Below are 21,324 nucleotides of genomic sequence, written 5' to 3'. Positions count from 1 at the left end.
ACAGGGAAGAGAAGGGCGAGCCATGGGTATCCACGACGATGCCGCCGAGATCCGCGCCTGCGGCTGGCGTACGCTCGCCGCTCTGCACGGCCTGATCGACGCCGCGCTGGAGAAGGCGCTCCAGAGCCAGCACCAGCTCTCGGTGGTCGAGTACACGGTGCTGGACGCACTCTCGCGGCAGGACGGCTGGCACATGCGGATGCAGCAGCTGGCCCGGGCGGCGGCCCTCAGCAGCAGCGCGACCACCCGACTGGTGACGCGGCTGGAGGACCGGGGCCTGCTCAGCCGCTTCCTCTGTGTGGACGACCGGCGCGGCATCTACACCGAGCTGACCCCGCAGGGCCGCCAGCTGCTCCAGGCCGCCCGGCCCGTGCACGACGTCACTCTGGAGGCCACGCTCGCGAAGGCCACCGAGACGCCGGAACTGGCCCCGCTGGTCCGGGCCCTGGAGGAGCTCAAGCTCACTCCGGCCGCCCCGGCCGCGTCCACGGTTCCGGCCGCCGTCTGACCCCGGCCGTCTTCCCGGCACCACCCGGACAGCCGGCCACCGCCCCGGCCCTCACCGTCGACCGGCGAGGGCCTCCCGGTGGACCCGGTCGAGCAGCGTGAGCAGCAGGTCCTTGCTGGAGTTCCGCTCGCGGACGTCGCAGAGGACGACGGGGACGGCGGGATCCAGGTCCAGGGCCCGGCGGACGTCCTCGGGGGTGCAGTCGCGCCGCCCGTGGAAGCAGTTGACGCCGACGGCGAACGGGATCCCGCGCTGTTCGAAGAAGTCGACGGCGGCGAAGCTGGATTCGAGCCGTCGGGTGTCGGCCAGGACGATCGCGCCGAGTGCGCCCAGTGCCAGGTCGTCCCACATGAACCAGAACCGGAACTGGCCGGGTGTGCCGAAGAGATAGAGCACCAGGTCCTCGCGGACGGTGATCCGGCCGAAGTCCATCGCGACGGTGGTGGCGGACTTGTCCCGGACGCCGTCGAGGCTGTCGACCCCGATACTGGCACGGGTCATCCGTTCCTCGGTCCGCAGTGGTGCGATCTCGCTCACCGAGCCGACCATGGTCGTCTTGCCGACGCCGAAGCCGCCGGCGACGAGGATCTTGACCGCGCCCGGCACCAGGCTCCGGATCGTCAATTCTGGTCTCCTGAAGGGGAACTGGAAGCGCTTGCGCGGGGCCGGCCGGAGCGCGGCCGGGGGGAGTCGAGGGCGGACCGACCGGTCAGAGCCGGCGGACGCCCTCGATCACGGCCTGGATCAGTGAGACGTCCGGTGCTTCCGCGAGTCGAACGGGCGCCCGGGTGAGGATCAGGCGGGCCTCCGACAGATCGTCCAGCAGCACCTTGACCACGCTCACCGGCAGGTCCAGTCCGGCTGCGATCTCGGCGACGGCCAGCGGGCGTTCGCGGCAGAGGTCGATGATCGCGGCCGGTTCGGGCGACAGCCGGGTGGTGTCCGTACGCGGGTCGGCGGTGACCACCAGGGTGATCAGTGCGAAACCGTCACGGACCGGGCCGGTGCGGCCGTTGGTGATGGCATAGGGCCGGACGAGATGGCCGGCGTCCTGGTCGAAGAACCAGACCTCCTCGGCGCCGGCGGTCACGCACCGCCGCCCATGTCGACCGGGCCGGTGTCGCTGCGCGGCGCTGCGGAGAGGTACTGGCCGACCTGCTTGACCAGCATGTTGATCTCGAAGGCCATCAGCCCCGCGTCGACCAGTTCGCCGGTCAGCACGGCGAGCCGGGCGCCCTGGCCGGCGTTGGCGACGAAGAGGAACAGACGGTCCATCTCGATCACGGTCTGTCGGACCCGGCCGCCGTCGAAGCGGTGGCCGGCACCGCGGGCGAGGCTCTGCAAGCCGGAGGCGACGGCGGAGAGGTGCTCGGCATCGGCGCGGGGCAGGCCGCGGGAGAGGCCGAGCAGCAGGCCGTCCTCGGAGAGGACGACGGCGTGCCGGGTCTCCGGGACCCGCGCCACCAGCTGGTCCAGCAGCCAGTTGAGATCGCGCTGAGCGTCGGGTTGCTGCGTCATCACTGGTGTTCCTTGGCTGCGGGAGGTGCGGGAGGCGTGGCCGGGGTGGGCGGTAGGGGAGGGTCGCTCGGGGCGTCCGGTTCCTGGTCGGCGGCGCGGGCGGCCCGGGTGGCGCGCTGGATGGCGGCCATGGTGGTGCGGGAACCCTCCGGTGTCCGGTCCTCGGCGGTCGAGGAGCTGCCGGCCGGAGCGGTGGCCGGGCAGGCGTCCGGCGGCGTCATGGCGGCGGTCACGTGTGCCGCGCGCAACTGCTCCGCGAGACTGGCGTTGCGCACCCGCCGGGGGAGGACGGGCGGGGTCTGAAGGTGGCCGTCCGGGCCGTGGTCCGAGCGGACCGGCGGGACGCGCTCGTGGGTGGGCGTTCCGGGGTAGGCCGGGTGACTCTCCACCACGCCGTCCCACGGCTCACCCTGTGGACCCGCGCACGGGGGGCCCACGTACCGCCGGCTCTCGGAGGCGTCCCCGACGACAGCACCTCCGGCGACGGCGCCACCGCCCCTCGGCACCCCGCCGCCCGGGACAGCGCCCCCCGCGAACCCGTCCGCGAACCCGTCCGCGAACCCGGTCGGGGGCTCGTCCGCCGGGCTCCCGTACCGCCGGGGCGGCGCGGACCGGGGGACGACCACCGCATCGGGCAGCCCGGGGATCGGCGAGCCCACCGGCGGGCCGCAGACGGCGGGGCCGCCGTCACCCGGGTCGCCGCCTTTTCGGTACTGGGCCGGCAGCTCCCCGAGGACCACCCGGCCGCCGTTCTCCCCCGCGGCGCCTCCTACGGCGCCTCCTACGGCGCCTCCTACGGTGCCTCCCGCACCGGCCGCCGGCGCAGCCGGTGGCACGGCAGCCGCTGGAGCCGCCGCCGGATCCGGGGCGCCAGCGGTCGTCCCGGTGCCCGGCACCCCGCCGAGCACCCCGCCGAGCGCCCCCGGAGACTCCCCGCCGACCCCGACCCCGACCCCGCTGCCCCCGCCGTCCCGGGCCCGGTCGGCCTCCGCCACCGGCGTCCGGGTCACCCGGGCGCCGGACGGCAGGCCGGCCACGGACGGGGCCTGCTCCGCCTGCTCCAGCAGCGCCGACGGCACCAGCACGACGGCCCGCGTCCCGCCGTAGGGGGAGGACCGCAGGGTGACCTGGATGTGGTGCCGGGTGGCCAGCCTGGCCACCACGAAGAGGCCGAGCCGCAGGTCGTCGCCGAGCGCGGAGACGTCCAGCTCGGGCGGGTCGGCCAGGTACGCGTTGAGCCGCTCGTACTCGTCCGTGCTCATCCCGAGGCCGCGGTCCTCGACCTCCACGGCCAGCCCCCTGGGGACTTCCTGCGCGGAGACCTGCACCTTGCTGTAGGGCGGCGAGAAGGTGGTGCCGTTCTCGATCAGCTCGGCGATCAGATGGATGACGTCGGCGACGGCCCGTCCGCCGAGCGAGGCGCGCGGGATTCCCTGGACGACCACCCGGGAGTAGTTCTCCGTCTCCGAGACGGCGCTGCGCAGCACGTTGACCATCGGGACGGCGTTGCGCCAGCGCCGGGCGGGCAGCGCGCCGCCGAGGATGACCAGGTTCTCGGCGTTGCGCCGCATCCGGGTGGCGAGGTGGTCGACGGCGAAGAGCTCGCGCAGCAGCTCGGGGTCCTCGTGCTCGCGCTCCAGCGCGTCCAGCATGCTGATCTGACGGTGGAGCAGGATCTGGGTGCGGCGGGCGATGTTGAGGAAGACCTTCTTCGTTCCCTCGCGGCCCTGGGCCTGGTGCACGATGGCGGTGAGGGAGGCGGTGCGGACGGCGGCGAGGCCCTCGGCGGTCTGCTGGAGTTCGTCGCCGAGGCGCCGGGAGGGGGTCCAGGCGGGCGGCGGTGGGACGGACTCGCCGGCCCGGAGCCGGCCGACCACCTGGGGGATCTCGTGCTGGGCCAGCGAGAGGGTGTCGGCCCGCAGGCCGAGGAGCCGGGCGGACACCGCCCGGGCCAGCCGTACGCCGCGGGCCAGGCTCCAGAGCAGGACGACGGCGACGGCCGCACTGACGCCGGCCAGGGCGATCCGGTGGCCGGAGCCGCGCAGCAGGTAGACGGCGTAGCCCCAGGTGGCGGCGAGGCCGAGGCAGGGGACCAGCACGAGGGCGAGGAGAGAGCGGCGGAGCGAGCCGGACCGGCCGGCGCGGTGGCCCGTGCGCGGGGCCGGTATGCCTGGCATCTGATTCCTTGGTGCAGGGCCGACGGCGGGTTCGCTCGTGTGCGGTCCGACCGGGGTCTCGGAGCGCCACGGCCGGCGGTGCCCGGCGGGGGCCGGACGAGGTGACGTGGTGTCACCGTCCGAGCGGGGTTGCAGCACGGCCGCCGACGTCAGGCACGCTATCAGCCCCAGGAGGCCCTGTCGCAATATCAACTGACGATATGTAAGCGGATGGTGACACGGTTTCGAGCCGGTCCGACGACCGCCGGGTGGCGGGTCGTCGCTGGTCAGGAGGGTGGTCCCGATCGTCGGCGGGGTCCCGGGGGCCTGAGGGGAGGTCTCCGGGAAGCCGTCAGGAACAGGTCAAGTACGGGAAGTCCGAGGCGGGCCGGGGACCGGGCGTGGGCCGGTTCCGGGCGGCTCGGGCGCCTCCGAACGGTGGTTCAGCCCGCCAGTGGCATGTGCAGCAGGGCGGCGCCGGCCGCGCGTGCGGCGTCGGCCTCCAGCCGGGCCTCCCGCTGGGCCAGTTCGGTCCAGGCCCAGCTGGTGAGGTCGGACAGCTCCGCCGACCACTGCTTGCCGTACGTGCCCGAGGCCACCTGGCCGAGTCGCAGCCGCTGGACGTCGGAGGTGCCGGCCGGCGGGTAGATGTGGGTGGCGTCCCGCAGGTAGCGCTCGATGTGGAATTCGGCCTGCAGGCCCCGGGCGGCGTGGATCTCCATCGCGTTCCGTGCGGAGTCCAGCGCGTACTCGGTGTTGATCAGCTTGGCGTTCATCAGCTCGGCGTCGCAGGGCCGGCCGTGGTCCAGTTGGTGCGAGGCGTGGTAGGCGGCCAGCTTGGCGGTCATCAGTCGGGACTGCATTTCGCCCAACTTGAGAGCGATGTTGGGAAGTTGGGAGAGCGGCTTGCCGTACAGCGTCCGCCCCTCGGCGAACCGCACGGTGTCCTCCACGATCGCCGTGTGGATGCCGAGTGCGACGGCGGCCAGGTTCAGCCGGCCGTACAGGGTCGAGGAGGAGTAGGCGACGTCCAGGCCCTGGCTCTCCTCACCCAGCCGGTTGGCGGCGGGGATGCGGCAGTCCTCGAAGACGATCTCGCCGAAGCTGAAGCCGTGCAGGCCGCTCTGCGAGCCGAGGCTGCCGGTGCGAAAGCCCGGGCGGGTGCTCTCGACCAGGAACGCGGACAGGCCCCTGGTGCCCTCGCCGGTGCGGAGCACCACGCCGTGCACGTCGCCGATGTGGGAGTTGCCGACGAACCACTTGCGGCCGTTGAGCACGTACTCGTCGCCCTCGCGCCGCGCGGTGCCGGTCATGCCGAGCACGTGCCCGCCCGAGTCCGGCTCGGTGACGGCGATCGTCGGCAGCACCTCGCCGGAGGCGAACCGGGGCAGCCAGTACCGGCGTTGGGTGTCGGAGCCGAAATGGATGACCTTGGCGACGCCGAGCTGGGAGGCCTGCGTCATCGCGCCCATCGCGCCGCTGACCCGGGCCAGTTCCTCGACGATGACCGTCTTCGCGAGGTGGCCGAGGCCGAGCCCGCCGAACGCCCGCGGGATGGTGGCGCCGATCCAGCCGCGGTGGGCGATCTCGCGGGAGAGCTCGACCTCGACCGTGCGGTCGGCCTCCATTCTGGCCACCTGCGGACGCACTTCCTTCTCCGCGAACTCACGTACCTCCGCGCGCAGGCTCTCGTGTCGTTCGTCGGTGAAGTAGTCCATCGCCATGCTGGGTCCTCTCGGTTCCGGGGTGGTCGTGCCTCCGTCCGTGCAGCCGATCCGCTCCGGCCGTCCAAGGGTGGGGGTTGATGAGGTGGCGGCCGGTCGCTCCGATGCAGCCGGTGCGTGCGGAAGTGCGAGACGGGATCCTGACGGACACCGTCCGTATTTTCGGCAGGGCTCATTGTCGTATGGCGATCCGGACCTCTCCAGAGTCGATCTTGGATTGGCGCGAACGGATCCCCCGAGGACGCCGGAGGATTGAAAAGCGCCGCAACGGGGGAATGATCGTTCCCCACTTTCCGTCCCGCCGGACGGTCGTCCACGTGCTGATTTGACTGTCCATCAGCAATGTGGCCCGAGTGGGCCGGGAGCGCCGATCGCGCCGGACGTCTGATTACATGTGCGCCATGACTGATGTGATGAGCACTCAAGGCCAGTTCCCGGGTGCCGCCGGTGAGTCCGAGCGGACCCGCAGGCTGCGCAGCCTGGGTCTCAACGAACCCACCGTGGACGAGGCCTTCGACCGCTTCGCTCACCTGGCCGCCAGCATCACCCGCGCCCCCATCGCGATGGTCAACTTCATCAACGACGAGCGGCAGATGTTCCGGGGGCTCTTCATTCCGCCAAACTCCGTCGACGTCCCGGGCGACAGCGGGTCCTCCTGGGCCGACCGGGGCATCGCCTTCGACCTCCCCACCCGGGAGATGCCGCTGAGCCACGGCTTCTGCCCGCACGTGGTGGCCCAGCGCTCCCCGCTGGCGCTCGACGACATCCTCGCCTACCCCCGGTTCTCCGGGAACCCGGTCGTCGACGAGCTGGGGGTGCGCGCCTACCTCGGCGCCCCGCTGGTCGACGACACCAACACCGTCATCGGCACCGTCTGCGTCCTCGACCGTGAACCCCGCCAGTGGGGCCGCGAGCGGCTGCGCGACATCCAGCACCTCGCCGAGGCGCTGCTCTCCGAGATCCGGCTGCGCGACCACCTGATCGCCCAGCAGCAGGAGATGTTCGCGGCCTTCGACGGCTCGCCGTTCCCGATCATGCTCACCCATGGTCCCGACCACGAGCTCCGCTACGTCAACCCGCAGCACGCCGAGGTCTTCGGCGCGGCGGCCCACGGCTCGATCGACCAGGCCTACCCGCAGCTCGCCGCGGCCGGGCTGCCGCAGGTGGTCGCCGAGGCCTACCACACCGGTCGGGCCACCGTCCTGAACGACGTCCGTTTCCGGACCACCCGGCCGGACGCCCAGCGGATCCACCAGATCTTCAGCTTCACCTGCACCCCGCAGCGGGTCGTGCGCACCGGCCAGGTGAGCGGCGTCCTCGTCGTCGGCATGGACGTCACCGCGCAGTCCCGCACCGAGGAGGAGCTGGGCACGCTGGCCGCGCTGCTGGTCGACCGGCTCCAGCAGAGCGGTGTCGGCGCCGGCCGCCAGGGTCTCGCCGCCGGGGAGACCGGACTGATCCTCCCGGGCTGAGCCCGGCCCGGCCCACCCGTCCCCCACTTCACGAACACGGCCATTGACACGACCACTGCTGCTGCCGCAGCCACGTCCGCAGCCACGTCCACTGCCGCCGGCCCGGCCCGGCCCGGCCCGGCCCGCCGCGACCGTTCCGCCCCTGCTCCGCTCCGATCGCCGGCCCGGCCACGACCGACGCCACGCCCGCCGACCCCGCCGCCGACCCCGCCGCCGTGGTGGGGCGCCTCTCACCCCCGAGGAGAGGCTCCCCGCCACGGTGCCCTCCCGAGGGGTCGCCGCAGCCGCCGCCCCGTCGCCAGGTCGCCCCGCCCGAACCGCCGCCCCGCCGTCGCCGCAGCCCGCTGACTCCCGCCCGGCCGCCGCGCGGGTGAACCGGCCGCCCCGGTACCCCGGACGGGCGCCGAGGGCCGACCGTCGATGGTAGGCATGGGCCGCATGGAGTGGTTCGCCGACTGGTTCGCCGCACCCGAGTACGGGCTGAGCCGAGTCCTCGTGCAACGGCTGCTGGCCGCCGTCTACCTGACCGGATTCGTGGCCGCCGCCGCCCAGTTCCGGGCCCTGATCGGCGCCGAGGGCATGCTTCCGGTGCCCCGCTTCACCGCGCGGGTGCCGTTCCGCCGGGCCCCGAGCCTGTTCCACCTCCACTACAGCGACCGCTTCTTCGCCGCCGTCGCCGCGACCGGCGCCGTGCTCTCCGCCGCCCTGGCCGCCGGGCTGGGCGACGCCGTCCCGCTCTGGGCGTCGATGCTGCTGTGGGCGGTGCTCTGGGTGCTCTACCTGTCGATCGTCAACGTCGGCCAGACCTGGTACTCCTTCGGCTGGGAGTCCCTGCTGCTGGAGGCCGGCTTCCTCGCCGCCTTCCTGGGCAACGAGGACGTCGCCCCACCCCTCCCGGTGCTCTGGCTGATGCGCTGGCTGGCCTTCCGGGTCGAGTTCGGCGCAGGGCTGATCAAGCTGCGCGGCGACCGCTGCTGGCGCGACCTGACCTGTCTGCGCTACCACCACGAGACCCAGCCGATGCCCGGACCGCTCAGCTGGTTCTTCCACCACCTGCCCGCGCCGCTGCACCGGGTCGAGGTCGCCGCCAACCACGTCACCCAGCTCGTGGTGCCGGTCGGCCTCTTCCTCCCGCAGCCCGTCGCCACCTACGCGGCCGCCGTCGTCGTGGTGACCCAGCTGTGGCTGGTCGCCTCCGGCAACTTCGCCTGGCTGAACTGGCTCACCATCGCGCTCGCCCTCGCCGCCGTCGACCCGGCCCGGCTCGGCCTGCCCGTCCACCCCCGGGCCTACGACGGCGCCCCCGGCTGGTTCGAAGGCCTGGCGATGGCGCTGACCGTCGCCGTCGTCGGGCTCAGCTACTGGCCGGTCCGGAACATGGTCTCCCGTGAACAGGTGATGAACCGATCCTTCAACCGGCTTCACCTGGTCAACACCTACGGCGCCTTCGGCAGCGTCAACCGGATCCGCCACGAGGTGGTGATCGAGGGCACCGACGAGCCCACCGTCACCCGGCAGACCGTCTGGCACGAGTACGGGTTCAAGGGCAAGCCCGGGGACGTGCGCCGCCTTCCGCGCCAGTACGCTCCCTACCACCTCCGGCTGGACTGGCTGATGTGGTTCGCCGCCATCTCACCCGCGTACGCCCGGCCCTGGTTCCTGCCGTTCGTCGCCCGGCTGTTGGCGAACGACCCGGCCACACTGCGGCTGCTGCGCCACAACCCCTTCCCGGACGCCCCGCCGACCCACGTCCGGGCGACGCTCCACCGCTACCGTTTCACCGACCGGCACGAACTGCGGGCCACCGGCGCGTGGTGGCACCGGACCGCGCTGCACGAGTACCTCGCGCCGGTCAGCCTTGACACCCTCACTCGTTCCGGTTACCGGCCGCCGCTCGGTCGCCGCAGCCGTTCGGTCCCGCTGGACGGGCTGCGACGCCGACCGGGTCACCCGCCCGGCCCCGCACCGCACCACCCGCCCGGCCCTCCCGAGTAGCGGCCGGGCGGGCGGTGTGGCACGCCACACCGGCCCGTCGGGCGGTGGGTGCGTGCAAGGCTCGAACGGGCACCCGTATTCTTGGCCTCCACAACCGGCAGCCCGACCGCGCGCCCCAGCCCCTCCCGCCGGGGCCTCCGTGCGCACCCGGTCCGCCGTCGCCCTCGCCGCCCGCCCCGCCGAAGTCGCCCAGAACCGGACCAAACATGACAGTGCTTCACTCGCGCAACGCCGACGCCGCAGACGCCAAGGCCGCCGCAGACGCCAAGGACGCCACGGACCCGGAGCAGAACCGCGGCCAGGCGGCCACGGCGGAGACCGGCCTCCGGGACGAGCTCGGCCGTTACGCCGAACTCGGTGCCTTCACCCTCACCGCCGGGACCCACGCGTGGTACGCCGCCGTCGACACGGTCGCCACCCCCGAGGACGCCCGCGCCGCCTCCACCGCCCTCGCCGAACTCCGTGGCAGCGACCTCCAGCAGACCTGGGAGGCCGTCACCACCCTGGCCGCCGATGCCAAGATCGAGGTGCCCGGCAGCGTCGCCGTCGCGGCGCTGTTCGCCGAGACGCTCCAGCGCGTCCACCAGACCTCCGCGACCCTGATCGCCGCCGCGTACGACGCCGACCTGGACGCGCTCGTCGCCGCCACGGCGGACCGCGCCTGGCGCCGGGAGAACGGCGTCAAGTTGTCGTTCCTGCGCGCCCGCGGGCTGCGCAAGCAGGCCGCCGCCCTGGTCGTCGGAGGCCGCAAGGCCCGGCCCGAGGAACTGCACGAGGCGCTCGCCTCCGCCAAGATCGAACGCCGGGCCTGGGCCGTCCTCGCCCCCTCCGGCGCCCTGCCCGTCCCGCCCGCCGACGGCCCGTTGGCGGAGCGGACCGCGGCGGCCTTCGAGGCGATCGGCACCGGCCTGCGCGACCTCGCCCGGCTGCTGCCCGAGCACGACCTGGACGCGCTGCCGTTCCCCGAGCTCATCGACCTGGTGGAGCGCCTGGCGGCGGACGAGGGCACGCTCTACCGCCTCCCGACCATCCGTTCGCTGCGGACCTCCCTGGAGGAGGCCGGCCTCGCCGACCTGCTCGCCGAGCTCGCCACCGCCCGCGCCGACCGCCGCGCCGCCGAGGCTGCCTACGGCGCCCGCCAGGCCCTGGCCGGGGGCCAGCGCGACGGGCTGACGGCGAGGGAGGAGACGGCCGTCGAGGAGACGCCCGCTGTGGAGGCTTTCGTCGAGGAGACGGCCGCCGAAGAGGCGGCGGCCGAGGCCGAGGCCGAGGCCGAGGTTGAGGTCGAGACCGAGACCGACGTCGAGCCGGTGGCCGAGAGCAAGGCCGAGGCCGAGGCCGAGAGTGTTGACGTTGCGGCCGCCGATGTGGTGACGGAGCCGAAGGCCGAGGTCGAGGTCGAGGCTGACGAGATCACGGCCGAGGAGCCCGCCGAGGCCCGACCGGCCGTCGTCTCCCTCCCGGCACCGTCCCCCGCTGCGGACGACCTGGTGGACATCGCTCCGGCCGTTCCGGCACAGGCCGAGGCCGAGCCGGTTGTCGAGGCTGAGGCGGAGGCCGAGGTCGAGGCGGCTGTGGTCGAGGTCGTCGAGCCGGAGTCCGCGCCGGTGGCTGAAGAGTCGGTGGTCGAGGAGCCGGTTGCTGAGGTCGAGCCGGTTGTCGAGGTCGAGGAGCCGGAGGCGGCCGTTGAGCCGGAGTCCGCGCCGGTGGTCGAGGAGCCGGTCGCCGAGGTCGTGATCGAGTCGACCGAGGCTGTGGCCGAGGAGGCCGCGCCCGAGGTTGCTCCTGAGGTCGAGTCCGAGCCGGTCGTGCCCGAGGTCGCCGAGCCGGCGGCCGAGGTCGATGTGGCTGTGGTCGAGGAGGCCGCGCCCGAGGTCGTCGAGCCGGAGGCGGCCGTTGAGCCGGAGTCCGCGTCGGTGGTCGAAGAGCCCGTGGTCGAGGAGCCGGCTGCAGTCGTCGAGGTCGTCGAGCCCGAGGTTGCCGAGGTCGAAGCGGCTGCCGTGGTCGAGCCGGTCGTCGAGGTCGAGCCCGAGCCGGTCGTCGAGGTCGAGGTCGAGGTCGTCGAAGCCGCCGAGCCGGTCGTCGAGCCCGAGCCCGTCGCCGAGGTTACCGAGGCCGCCGAGGCCGTCCCCGCCGGTCGGCCCGAGAAGCCCGACTTCACGCCGGGCCGTCCGGTGACCGCCTACTCGGCGGACGAACTGCTGGCCGTCGTACGGTGGCTGGACGGTGACGGAGTCGAGCGCAGTGACGAGGAGTTGCTGCGGGCGGCGATGAAGGAGCTGGGCTTCGCCCGCCTCGGCCCGCGCATCAAGGAGGCGTTGGGCACCGCCGTGACGGCCGCGCGAGGCTGACGCACGGCGACGAGAGACGCCGAAGGGCCAGGTGGAGGCGGTTCGCCGCCTCCACCTGGCCCTTCGCCGTGTTCAGCCGGCCTTGTTCCAGGGGGCGCTGGACATGAGTGCCTTGACGTTGGCGACGTAGCCGGGGTTCGGGATGGCCAGGCTCCCGCCGGTCGCGCCCGTGACGGGGTCGGTGACGGTGTTGTAGTGCACGTTGCCCGCGCCGGCGTTGTAGGCGGCGATCACCAGGTCGAGCAACGGCGTCCGGCCGGTGGCCGGGTCGGGGGAGAGCTCGTACTTCCCGCCGAACGAGGAGTCGCCGTAGTAGGCGACCAGCCAGTCGAGCAGCTGGGTGCCGAGCTGGACGTTGCCGGTCAGCGTCTTGGGGTCGGAGGTCGTGCCGAACTTGCTGTTCATCCAGCTGACCGTGGCGGGCATGATCTGCATGGTGCCGATGCCGCCGTCGCAGGCGAGGATGCCGGACTGCCAGCCGCTCTCCTGCCAGGCGATCGCCTTGACCAGGTTGACCGGCAGTGCCGGGAGCTTGTCCGTGCCGCCGTTGCTGAGGAACAGCGTCCGGGTCTGGCCGGCGGCCGAGGTGAGTGCCGCCGCGACGGCCTCCTTCGACTCGTCGGGCTGGGGCTTGGTCGGGGTGCAGCCGCTCTGCAGCGGAGGGACGTGCGGGGTGGCGGGCGCCGGCGGTGGCGGGGGCGCGATCGGTCCGGGCTTCGCGGTCGGCGCGGGGGCTGCGGCGACGGCTGCCGGGGCCGGAGCCGGGGCCGCCGGGGGCGTCGTGGCGGCCTTGGGGGCCGGGTCCGCGGGCTTGGCGGCGGTCGGCTTGACGGTGCTCTGCGACGCGGTCGGGCTCGGCCTGGCCGACTTGCTCGCCGTCGCACTCGGTGAGGCGCCGGCGCTCGGCGAGGCACTGGTGCCGGTCGAGGTGCTCGGACTCGGCGAGGCGGAGGTGTCGACCGTCGGTGTCCCCGAGGGGGAGGTCTCCGCGGTGGCGGCCACCGCGGGGCCCGGGGTGCCGCCGGCGCCGTCGTCCGCCTTCTTGCTGCCGCAGCCCGTCAGCAGCGCCGTGGACACGGCCGCCGCGGACACCAGGACCAGCGCCTGCCGTGAAGCACGCACCTTCATGGGATGTCGCCCCCCTTTTCGCCGGCCGACCCGGCGCGAGGCGGTCATCCTACGACGGTGCGATCACCGTACTGACGCGCGGTCCCGGGGTGCGGCCGGTACGGAGCGGCGGTGCTCGGCGCGCTCAGTCCGGCGTCGCTCCCGGCCGGGCCCGGGCCAGCTGCGCCGCCAGTACCCCGGGCGCCCGCACCAACGACGGTCCGTACCAGGTCAGATGGCGCCCGCTCACCAGGGCCGCCGGGACGCCCGGGAAGGCCTCGGGGCCGTCGTCCCCGGCGAAGCGGTAGGGCTCGTCCGGGAGGACGACCAACTCGGGCTCGCAGGCCAGGAGTTCCGGCAGCGGGATGGCGGGGTAGCGGTCCGGGTGGTCGGCGTGGACCACCTGGACGCCGAGGCGGCGGAGCAGGTCACCGGCGAAGGTGTCGCGGCCGAGCACCATCCAGGGCCGGCGCCAGATCGGGACGACGGCACGCCGGGGGGCCGGCCGGGGAGGGAGGTCCGCCCAGGCGGCCTCGGCGGCGTCCAGCCAGGCCGGGCGGGGGAGCCCGCAGGCGGTGGTGAGCAGTCGGTGGAGGGAGCCGAACGCCTGGTCCAGGGTGCGGATGTCGGTGACCCAGACGGGCAGGCCGGCGGCGCGCAGCGCGTCGAGGTCGGGGCGGCGGTTCTCCTCGTCGTTGGCGATGACGACGTCCGGCGCGAGGGCCGTGATCCGGCGGACGTCGGGGTTCTTGGTGCCGCCGATCCTGGTCGCGGCCAGGTCGGCGGGGTGGCTGCACCAGTCGGTGACGCCCACCAGCAGGCCGGGGGCGGTGGCGGCGACGGCCTCGGTCAGCGAGGGCACCAGCGACACGACCCGCCGGACCGGGCCGGGCCCGAGCGGCACCCGCAGCCCGAGGTCGTCCACCCGTGCGGACGACCCTGCGCCGGGCCCTGCGCCGGGCCCTGCGTCGGGTTCGCGCGCAGACGAGCCGGACCACGATCCCGTCCCGGACGGCAGTCCGGAGGGCAGTCCTGACGCAGGGTCGGGCGGCTGGGCGGTGTGGGAGGCCATCCGGCAACCCTAAGCGGACGCACCCGGCCCGGCGGCGGAAAGTCGTGGGAACCGGGTGGGCACGGCGGCCGACTACCTGGTCCGGGCTCCCAGGACGGGCCCGAGCACGACCATTGACCAGGAGAGTTCCATGCGCCCTCGCGTGTTCTGCGGCATCGCGGCCGCCATCGCCCTGTTCGCCACGGCCTGTGGGAGCGGTGGTGGGGGGAGCAGTGCCGACGGTGACCGTGCCGGCGACGGCGGGCAGGCCACCGCGGCCGGGTTCCCCGTGAAGGTGGCGGACTGCCAGGGCAGGGAGATCACCGTCCAGCAGGCCCCGAAGCGGATCGTCACCAGCAACGCCGCGAGCCTGGAGATGCTGCTCCAGCTCGGCGCGGGCGACCGGGTCGTCGGTACCGGCTTCCCGCCGGGCAAGGGCAGCCTGCCGGCGGCGCTGGCCGAGCAGGGCGCGAAGGTGCCGGTGCTGGGCGACAAGGTGATCGCCAAGGAGAAGCTGCTCGGCTCGGGCGCGGACCTCTACGTGGACACCTTCGGCTCGATGCCGATGATGGGCGGGGCGGGTGCCGGGCCGAGCGAGGAGGAGTTCGCGGCCGCGGGCATCCAGCACGTCATGCTGCTCTCCACCGCCTGCGCCGGCACGCCGAAGGCCGCCAAGGCGCCGCGCACCGACCTCGCCGAGGTGGAGAACGACATCCGCCGGCTCGGCGCGGTGACCGGCACGGCGGCCAGGGCCGAGGAACTGGTCGCCGGGATGGAGCAGCAGATCGGCGAGGTCCGCACGGCGACCGCCGCCGTTCCCGCCGAGCAGCGGCCGAGCTACTTCTTCTTCGACTTCGACGCCGGGACCAAGCAGCCGATGTCGGTCTGCGGCCGGCAGGTCGCCAACGCGGTGATCACCCTGGCGGGCGCGCGCAACGTGTTCGCCGACTGCGACGCCGACTTCAAGCCGGCCTCCTGGGAGGACGTGGTCGCCAAGAACCCGGACTGGATCCAACTCGCCGTGCGCAACCGGGGCAGCGAGGAGGAGAACCGCAAGGCCTTCGCCGACGCCGAGGCCTTCCTGCGCGGCTTCCCCGCGACCCAGGGCCTGAAGGCCGTCCAGGACGGACGCTTCCTGCGGATCGGCTCCGAGGTCACCACCATCGCCGGGGTGCGCAACGCCGACACCGTCCGGCAGATCGCCGCCACGGTCCACCCGACGCTCGTCAAGAACGGCCGGTAGGCCGTGGCATCGGCCACCCCCGCCGTCACCACCGGCAGGCGGAGCCGGACGGGGACCTTGCGCGCCGGGCCACTGGCCGTCGTGCTGGTCCTCGCGCTGGTCGCCGCGCTGACCGCCGCCGTCTCGTTCGGGTCGGTGGACATCCCGCCGGGCGAGGTCTGGTCGGTGGTCGCCCACCGGCTCACCGGCCGGGCGCCCGAGCCCGGCACCCGGGACCTCATCGTCTGGCAACTGCGGGTCCCGCGCGCCCTGCTGGCGGCGATGGTCGGGGCCGGGCTCGGCCTGGTCGGCACCGCCGTCCAGGCGCTGGTCCGCAATCCGCTCGCCGATCCCTATCTGCTCGGGATCTCCTCCGGCGCCTCGCTCGGCGCGGTCGCGGTGATCGTCCTCGGTGGCGGGCTCGGCCTGGAGCTGGCCTTCGGCAGCGCGATCGGGCTGACCATCTCGTTGGCCGCCTTCCTCGGCGCCCTGGCCGCGTTCTCCCTGGTCTGGCTGCTGGCCCGGCGCGGCGGCGGATTCTCGCCGCTGCGCCTCGTCCTGGCCGGCATCGGCATCGGGCAGTTCCTCACCGGCTTCACCAGCTACCTCGTCCTGCAGACCAGCGACGAACAGCAGACCAGGGGCGTGCTGTTCTGGCTGATGGGCAGCCTCAGCGGTGCCGTCTGGGGTCAACTCGCCGTCCCCGCCGCCGCCGTGGCCCTCGGGCTGGCGCTGCTCCAGGCCCGCGCCCGGGGGCTGAACGCGTTGCTGATGGGCGACGAGACGGCGGCCGGGCTCGGCGTGGACGTCACCCGGCTGCGTCGCGAGGTCTTCGTCGTCACCAGCGTGCTGACCGGTGTGCTGGTCGCCGTCTCGGGGGCGATCGGCTTCGTCGGGCTGATGGTGCCGCACGTCTGCCGGCTGCTGGTCGGCGGCGACCACCGCCGGCTGCTGCCGCTGTCCGCCCTCACCGGGGCGGTGCTGCTGGTGGTGGTCGACACCGTCGCCCGGACCGCCCTGGACACCCAGGAACTGCCGATCGGGGTGGTCACCGCCGTGATCGGCGCTCCCACCCTGCTCTACCTGCTGGACCGACGTCTGGAGCGGAATTGAGGATCGCGGTCGAGGATCTGAGCGTCACCCTGTCCGGACGGACGGTGGTGGCCGGCGTCCATCTGGTCGCCAAGGAGGGCGAGATCGCCGGGCTGGTCGGCCCGAACGGCAGCGGCAAGTCCAGTCTGCTGCGCACCGTCTACCGGCATCTGCGGCCGAGTGCCGGGCGGGTGCTGCTGGCCGGCCGGGAGCTGGCCGGGATGACCGCCGCCCAGTCCGCCCGGCACATCGCCGCGCTGCCCCAGGAGCGCGGCGGGGACTTCGAGTTGACCGTCCGCGAGGTGGTGGCGATGGGTCGGACCCCGTACAAGCGGGCCTTCGCGGGGGACGACGCCGAGGACCACCGCCTGGTCGCGGACGCCCTGGAGCGGGTCGAGATGGCGGACGCGGCGGACCGCCGGTTCGCCCAGCTCTCCGGTGGTGAGCGCCAACGCGTACTGCTGGCGCGGGCGTTGGCCCAGCAGCCGGACGTCCTGGTGCTGGACGAGCCGACCAACCACCTGGACGTCCGGCACCAGGTCGAGCTGCTCGGCCTGCTGCGCGAGCAGCGCCGCACCACGCTGATCGCGCTGCACGACCTCAACGCGGCGGCCTCGGTCTGCGACCGGCTGCACGTCCTGCACCGCGGCGCCCTGGTGGCGTCCGGGGCGCCGCGTGACGTGCTGACCGCCGAGCTGCTCGCCGAGGTGTTCGGCGTGCGGGCGGCGGTGGTCGAACACCCGCTCACGGGTGACCCGTTGATCGCGTTCGACCACCGCACGCCCGCATCGACGGCGGAGCGGGCGACGCGTCAGGAGGTCTCGTAGTGGCTCGGGCGGCCGTCGCGCTCCACCAGGCGGCCGATCCTCCCGGCCTCCTCGCTGCGTAGCAACTCCCAGCGTCCGTCCGGCCGGTGCAACACCGCGGAGTGCCACGGCGTCATCCAGGCGTCGGCGGCCTCCAGCAGCCGGATGCCGAACTTCGGCGCGCCGACCCGCTGCGGGTGGATGGAGAGCCGGACGGACCGGGGGTGCTGCTCGGCGATCAGGGCGCCCCAGGCGCGGCTGCGCTGGATGACGCCGTACGCGCGCCGGCGGCAGTCGCGCTGCAGGGCGGACCTGGTGCCGGTGAAGCCGGCGGTGTCCTCGGTGAGGAACCGGGTGATGCCGCGGTAGAGGCGCAGGGTCTCCTCGTCGGTCAGCACCTGCTCGCGCAGTTCCTCCTGGCCGGGCGCGTACCGGGCGTGCACCCGGGCCCGCTTCTCGTCGAACGGCAGGTCGCCGAGGACGGCCCGCAGGTCGAAGGTGGCGAGGTGGCTCAGCCCCTCGCGCTCGATCATCGCGGACAGCGCGTCGGAGTACTGGTCGATGTGCTCGTCGGGGACGTGGATCAGATCGCCGAAGATGTGCCCGTCGGAGCAGATGAGGATCTGCGCGCCGGGCTCGTAGAGTGCGCCGATCTCCTCGCAGAGCCGGTCGAGGAAGGTGAGTGAGAGCCGTTCGCCCTCGTCGGGCAGGTGGCTGAGCACCTTGGCGGGGTTGGGTGACTTGCAGGGGAATCCTGGCAGGGTGAACACGATCGGGTCGCCGGCGGCCACGAAGTCGGCCAACTGCTCCAGCTGGAGCGGGAAGTCGGCGGCCGTGGCGTCCGGCGCGGGGTCGGAGGCGCGGCGGTGCGGCAGCAGCAGGTCCAGGATCGCGGCGCAGATCCGCGGCACGGACCGGGGGTCCGGGGCGGCGGGCCGCCGGACGACGCCGGCCCGGGCGGTGGCGGCCTGGGCGTTGGTGGCCCGGGCGGTGCCGGGTGACGCGGTGGCCGGTTGTGCGGTGGCGGCGGGCGGGGCGGCGGAAGTGGTCGGGGAATCGGTGGCGACGCCGGCGGGCGGCATGGTGGTCCTCCACGGAAACGTTCGGTGTGCGGGCTTCGGGGCAGGCGGGAGCCACGCCCCGGCGGCGGTCGCCGGGGCGGTGAGCGGGAGTGCCGGGGAGCCGTGGTGCGGTCAGACCCGCTTGTCGTAGGCGACCGGAAGGCGGTTCACGCCTCTGGCCAGGACGGCGGGCACCCAGGTGAGCGAGTCGATCCCCTCGCCGTCCTCGGCGGACGGGCGCAGCCCGGGCAGCCGGGCGAGCAGGGTGGCGACGGCGATCTGGAGTTCGAGCCGGGCCAGGGCGGCGCCGGGGCAGTAGTGGATGCCGTGGCCGAAGGCCAGGTGGGCGTTGGGGGTGCGGTCGAAGTCGAGGACGTCGGCGTCCGGGAACTGATCGCCGTCGCGGTTGGCGGCGCAGAGCGAAACGATCACGGAGTCGCCGGCCGGGACGGTCGTCCCGTACAGGTCGCTGTCCTCGGCGAAGAAGCGCCAGGTGGTGAGCTCGAACGCGGCGTCGTGGCGCAGCAGTTCCTCCACCGCGCGGGTGAGCAGGCCCGGGTCGGCGGCGATGCCCTCGCGCAGCCGGGCGAGCTGGTCGGGGTGGCGCAGCAGGGTGACCAGCATGGTGGTGATCTGGTTGGTGACGGGCTCCTGGCCGGCCACCAGCAGCTGGAACACGATCGAGTCGCGCTCCTCGGGGGTCAACTCGCCCGCGTCGCAGGCGGCGACGAGCCGGCCGAGCAGGTCCACGTCGGGGCCGGCGGGGTCGTGATGGGCGCGCTTGTGGGCCACCACGTCGGCGATGTACCCCTGGAGCCCGCGCAGCCGGCCCTCGTAGGCCGGTCGGCCGGGGTCCTGCGGGCCGACCGGCTGGACGACCTTGCCCCAGTCGCGGTCGAAACGCTCGGCCAACTCCTGCGGCAGTCCGATGACTTCGGCGAGCACCCGGAAGGGGTAGTGGGCCGCGAAGCCGGCCACCAGGTCGGCGCCCCCGGTGTCGGGCAGTTCGTCGACCAGGGCGTCGGCGAGCTCCTGGACGCGCGGGCGCAGGGACTCCACCCGGCGGGGCGCGAAGGCGTCCAGGACGAGCCGGCGCATCCGGGTGTGCTTCGGCGGGTCCTGGTGCAGCAGGTGGACCTGGAGCTGGGAGTGCTGCGGCTCGGGCATGATCGAGGCGAGCCGGCGCCAGCCCTCGTTGCCCAGGGCGTGGTTCTTGCCTAGCCGGGGGTCGTTGAGGGTCTCGTGGGCGGCCCGGTAGCCGGTCACCAGCCAGGCGGCGATCCCGCTCGGGAACCGCACCCGGTGGACCGGTCCGGCCTCACGCATCCGCCGGTAGAGCGGATAGGGGTCGCTCTTGTACTCGGGCCCGTACAGCGGTACCGGGTCCGGGAGTTCGTCGTGTCCGAACGGGCAGCGCGGGGTGTCCGCCGGGCTGCCCGCGGTCGGATCGTGGACGGTGTCGGTCATGCGGTGGTCCTCCGGTCGGGGTCTGTGGTGCGCGCTCGACGGCGCTTCGTCAAGCCCTGGAGCTCGTGGCGCCGTCGGTGCTGTCGGTCCTGGCTGTGCCGTCTGCACTGTCGTTGCCCGTAGTGCTGTCGGTGCTCGCGGAGCCGGTGGGGCTCTTGGTGCGGTTGGTGCGGTGGTGCAGGGCGAGGAGGGCCACGGCGGTGGTGGCCGCCAGCGTGGCGAGGACGAGCCCGGCCCGGACGGCCGTGGTGCCGGTGCCGACGAGTGCGGCGGCGGTGGCGAGGGCCGGTCCGAGGGCGAAGCCGAGGCTGCGGGCGAGCTGGACGGCGGAGCCGGCGGTGGCCAGTTGCTTCGGCGCGGCGGCGCTCATCACCATGGCCTGCACCGGGCCGCCGTTGAAGCCCATGCCGGCTCCGGCGAGTGCGAGCCGCCAGGAGATGTCGGCCGGCGTCCAGTCGGTGTCCAGCGGGACGAGCAGCAGCAGGCCGGTCGCGGTGACGGTGGCGCCGGTGAGCGCGGTGGGCCTCGCCCCCCACCGGTCGGCCAGCCGCCCGCCGAAGCGACCGGCCAGCACCATGCCGAGCGGGAACGCCAGCATGGTCAGCGCGGTGGTGGTGGCGCTGATCCCGTCGTTCCGGCGCAGGTGCTGGGCGAGCAGGTAGTGGGTGGCGGCGAAGCCGGCGGCCAGCGCCAGCACCGAGCCGTTCACGGCGGCGGTGCCGGAGGCGCGCAGCACGGCCGCGACCGGCCGCCCGCCGGGCCGGCGCAGCCAGCGGGCGACCAGCGGGGCGGCGGGCAGGGCGAGCAGCAGCCAGCCGGGCGCGTCGGGGGCGAGGGTGAGCCCGAGCAGGACGGCGGCCACCGCGGAGCCGATCAGCGCGGCGTCACCGAGCGAGCCCCGGTCGGGCAGCCGCAGCCGCCCGCCGCGCGGGGCGTGCCGGTGGGCGATCACCAGCGCGGCCAGACAGACCGGCAGTTTGACCAGGAAGATGGCCCGCCAGCCGACGTGGTCGAGCAGCAGGCCGCCGATCACCGGCCCGGTCACGGCGCCGAGCGGGCCGAGGGTGGCGGGCACGCTCATCGCCCGGCCGCGCAGCTGCGGCCGGACGGCGGTGGCGGCCAGCACCGGCATCAGCACGAACAGCACGGCACCGAAGGCGCCCTGGGCGAGTCGCGCGGCCACCAGCCAGCCCGCCCACGGAGCGACGGCGGCGAGCACGCTGCAGAGCGCGAAGCAGCTCACCGCGAGCAGCAGGGCGGACCGGGTGCCGACCTGGTCGAGCCACCGGCCGGCCGGCAGCAGCAGGGCCACCAGCGGGAGTTGGTACCCGAGGACGGCCCACTGGGCGGTGGTCGAGGAGACGTGCAGTCCCTCGGCGATGTCGGTGAGGGCCAGGTTGACGACGTTCATGTCGAGCATCGCCACGAACGAGAGCAGCCCGGCCGCCACGACCAGGATCCATCTGTCCTGCGGCTGTGCCGGACCGTCGCCCCGCCCACCGGCGGCCGGCGCCTGTCGCGCTGCCATGGTCCTCCTCCGCTTCCCGGTGCCGTACCGGACACCGCCACGGCGGCGGGGTCCGGTACAGCAGTCGGAGGTGCGGGGGCTCCGGTTCCGAACACCTGGGGGAATTTCCCGGTTGGCCGGATTGTGGTGGCGGTGGCCGGTCGTGGTCGATCGCAAGCGGTCCCGACCGCAGCTGACCCGATCAAGACCGGTCGTGGCGCTCCGGTGGAAATAGCGGTGCCCGATCCGGGGTTGCAGCCAGGCACGACGCACGGTTGCGGCAGGAC

17 protein-coding genes are annotated in these 21,324 nt (G+C 73.9%); 7 read left to right on the top strand and 10 right to left on the bottom strand.

The genetic code is table 11. The annotated features are described in order from the left end of the window. Nucleotides 1–22: 22 nt before the first annotated feature. Complete coding sequence (locus tag ACFVYI_RS19465) at nt 23–508, top strand: MarR family winged helix-turn-helix transcriptional regulator (RefSeq protein WP_387887015.1); 486 nt, start codon at nt 23–25, stop codon at nt 506–508. A gap of 51 nt (nt 509–559) precedes the next feature. Here ACFVYI_RS19465 and ACFVYI_RS19460 read toward each other — a convergent pair whose 3' ends face one another. The 5 genes from ACFVYI_RS19460 to ACFVYI_RS19440 all read right to left on the bottom strand — a co-directional run bounded on the left by ACFVYI_RS19460 (nt 560) and on the right by ACFVYI_RS19440 (nt 5,900). Next, nucleotides 560–1,132 carry an ATP/GTP-binding protein gene (locus ACFVYI_RS19460; RefSeq protein WP_387887012.1) on the bottom strand — a complete coding sequence of 191 codons (573 nt, stop codon included), beginning with the start codon at nt 1,130–1,132 and terminating at the stop codon, nt 560–562. Between the two features lie 85 nt (nt 1,133–1,217). Then, nucleotides 1,218–1,598: a DUF742 domain-containing protein gene (locus ACFVYI_RS19455; protein ID WP_387887010.1), complete on the bottom strand. Its 381-nt coding sequence runs from the start codon at nt 1,596–1,598 to the stop codon at nt 1,218–1,220. Continuing rightward, complete coding sequence (locus tag ACFVYI_RS19450) at nt 1,595–2,026, bottom strand: roadblock/LC7 domain-containing protein (RefSeq protein ID WP_387887008.1); 432 nt, start codon at nt 2,024–2,026, stop codon at nt 1,595–1,597. The genes ACFVYI_RS19455 and ACFVYI_RS19450 overlap by 4 nt, the downstream gene beginning before the upstream one ends. Further along, the gene (locus ACFVYI_RS19445) at nt 2,026–4,203 is read right to left on the bottom strand and encodes a sensor histidine kinase (protein ID WP_387887006.1); all 2,178 of its coding nucleotides are present in this window, start codon (nt 4,201–4,203) and stop codon (nt 2,026–2,028) included. The genes ACFVYI_RS19450 and ACFVYI_RS19445 overlap by 1 nt, the downstream gene beginning before the upstream one ends. A 422-nt stretch (nt 4,204–4,625) precedes the next feature. After that, the gene (locus ACFVYI_RS19440) at nt 4,626–5,900 is read right to left on the bottom strand and encodes an acyl-CoA dehydrogenase family protein (RefSeq protein ID WP_387887082.1); all 1,275 of its coding nucleotides are present in this window, start codon (nt 5,898–5,900) and stop codon (nt 4,626–4,628) included. A 419-nt stretch (nt 5,901–6,319) separates the two neighbouring features. Here ACFVYI_RS19440 and ACFVYI_RS19435 point away from each other — a divergent pair, with 419 nt between their 5' ends. The 3 genes from ACFVYI_RS19435 to ACFVYI_RS19425 all read left to right on the top strand — a co-directional run bounded on the left by ACFVYI_RS19435 (nt 6,320) and on the right by ACFVYI_RS19425 (nt 11,724). Continuing rightward, nucleotides 6,320–7,378 (top strand): GAF domain-containing protein, encoded by a 1,059-nt coding sequence (locus ACFVYI_RS19435; protein WP_387887004.1) that lies wholly within the window; start codon nt 6,320–6,322, stop codon nt 7,376–7,378. 429 nt (nt 7,379–7,807) lie between these two features. After that, the gene (locus ACFVYI_RS19430) at nt 7,808–9,373 is read left to right on the top strand and encodes a lipase maturation factor family protein (protein WP_387887002.1); all 1,566 of its coding nucleotides are present in this window, start codon (nt 7,808–7,810) and stop codon (nt 9,371–9,373) included. 206 nt (nt 9,374–9,579) lie between these two features. After that, nucleotides 9,580–11,724, top strand: coding sequence for a hypothetical protein (locus ACFVYI_RS19425; RefSeq protein WP_387886999.1), 2,145 nt, complete (start codon nt 9,580–9,582; stop codon nt 11,722–11,724). 72 nt (nt 11,725–11,796) lie between these two features. Here ACFVYI_RS19425 and ACFVYI_RS19420 read toward each other — a convergent pair whose 3' ends face one another. Together ACFVYI_RS19420 and ACFVYI_RS19415 are read right to left on the bottom strand one after the other, a co-directional pair. Beyond that, nucleotides 11,797–12,852: a transglycosylase SLT domain-containing protein gene (locus tag ACFVYI_RS19420; RefSeq protein WP_387886996.1), complete on the bottom strand. Its 1,056-nt coding sequence runs from the start codon at nt 12,850–12,852 to the stop codon at nt 11,797–11,799. Between the two features lie 124 nt (nt 12,853–12,976). Next, nucleotides 12,977–13,756: a helical backbone metal receptor gene (locus tag ACFVYI_RS19415; protein ID WP_387886995.1), complete on the bottom strand. Its 780-nt coding sequence runs from the start codon at nt 13,754–13,756 to the stop codon at nt 12,977–12,979. A gap of 277 nt (nt 13,757–14,033) precedes the next feature. On the opposite strand from ACFVYI_RS19415, the gene ACFVYI_RS19410 reads away from it, so the two are divergent. From ACFVYI_RS19410 to ACFVYI_RS19400, 3 genes are read left to right on the top strand one after another with little or no spacing between them, the layout of a single operon-like run. After that, complete coding sequence (locus ACFVYI_RS19410; protein WP_387886993.1) at nt 14,034–15,125, top strand: ABC transporter substrate-binding protein; 1,092 nt, start codon at nt 14,034–14,036, stop codon at nt 15,123–15,125. A gap of 57 nt (nt 15,126–15,182) precedes the next feature. Continuing rightward, the gene (locus ACFVYI_RS19405) at nt 15,183–16,217 is read left to right on the top strand and encodes a FecCD family ABC transporter permease (RefSeq protein ID WP_387886991.1); all 1,035 of its coding nucleotides are present in this window, start codon (nt 15,183–15,185) and stop codon (nt 16,215–16,217) included. After that, complete coding sequence (locus tag ACFVYI_RS19400; RefSeq protein WP_387886989.1) at nt 16,214–17,023, top strand: ABC transporter ATP-binding protein; 810 nt, start codon at nt 16,214–16,216, stop codon at nt 17,021–17,023. The genes ACFVYI_RS19405 and ACFVYI_RS19400 overlap by 4 nt, the downstream gene beginning before the upstream one ends. Here ACFVYI_RS19400 and ACFVYI_RS19395 read toward each other — a convergent pair. From ACFVYI_RS19395 to ACFVYI_RS19385, 3 genes are all read right to left on the bottom strand, one after another. Next, nucleotides 17,008–18,084: an L-tyrosine/L-tryptophan isonitrile synthase family protein gene (locus ACFVYI_RS19395; RefSeq protein ID WP_387886987.1), complete on the bottom strand. Its 1,077-nt coding sequence runs from the start codon at nt 18,082–18,084 to the stop codon at nt 17,008–17,010. The genes ACFVYI_RS19400 and ACFVYI_RS19395 overlap by 16 nt on opposite strands. 111 nt (nt 18,085–18,195) lie before the next feature. After that, nucleotides 18,196–19,530: a cytochrome P450 gene (locus ACFVYI_RS19390; protein ID WP_387886985.1), complete on the bottom strand. Its 1,335-nt coding sequence runs from the start codon at nt 19,528–19,530 to the stop codon at nt 18,196–18,198. A 49-nt stretch (nt 19,531–19,579) separates the two neighbouring features. Beyond that, the gene (locus ACFVYI_RS19385) at nt 19,580–21,058 is read right to left on the bottom strand and encodes an MFS transporter (RefSeq protein WP_387886983.1); all 1,479 of its coding nucleotides are present in this window, start codon (nt 21,056–21,058) and stop codon (nt 19,580–19,582) included. Nucleotides 21,059–21,324 lie beyond the last annotated feature (266 nt).

The sequence above is a fragment of the Kitasatospora sp. NPDC058218 genome (assembly GCF_042882445.1).
In the GTDB taxonomy this organism is placed as follows: Bacteria; Actinomycetota; Actinomycetes; order Streptomycetales; family Streptomycetaceae; genus Kitasatospora.
This window is presented reverse-complemented; position numbering and strand designations above follow the sequence as displayed.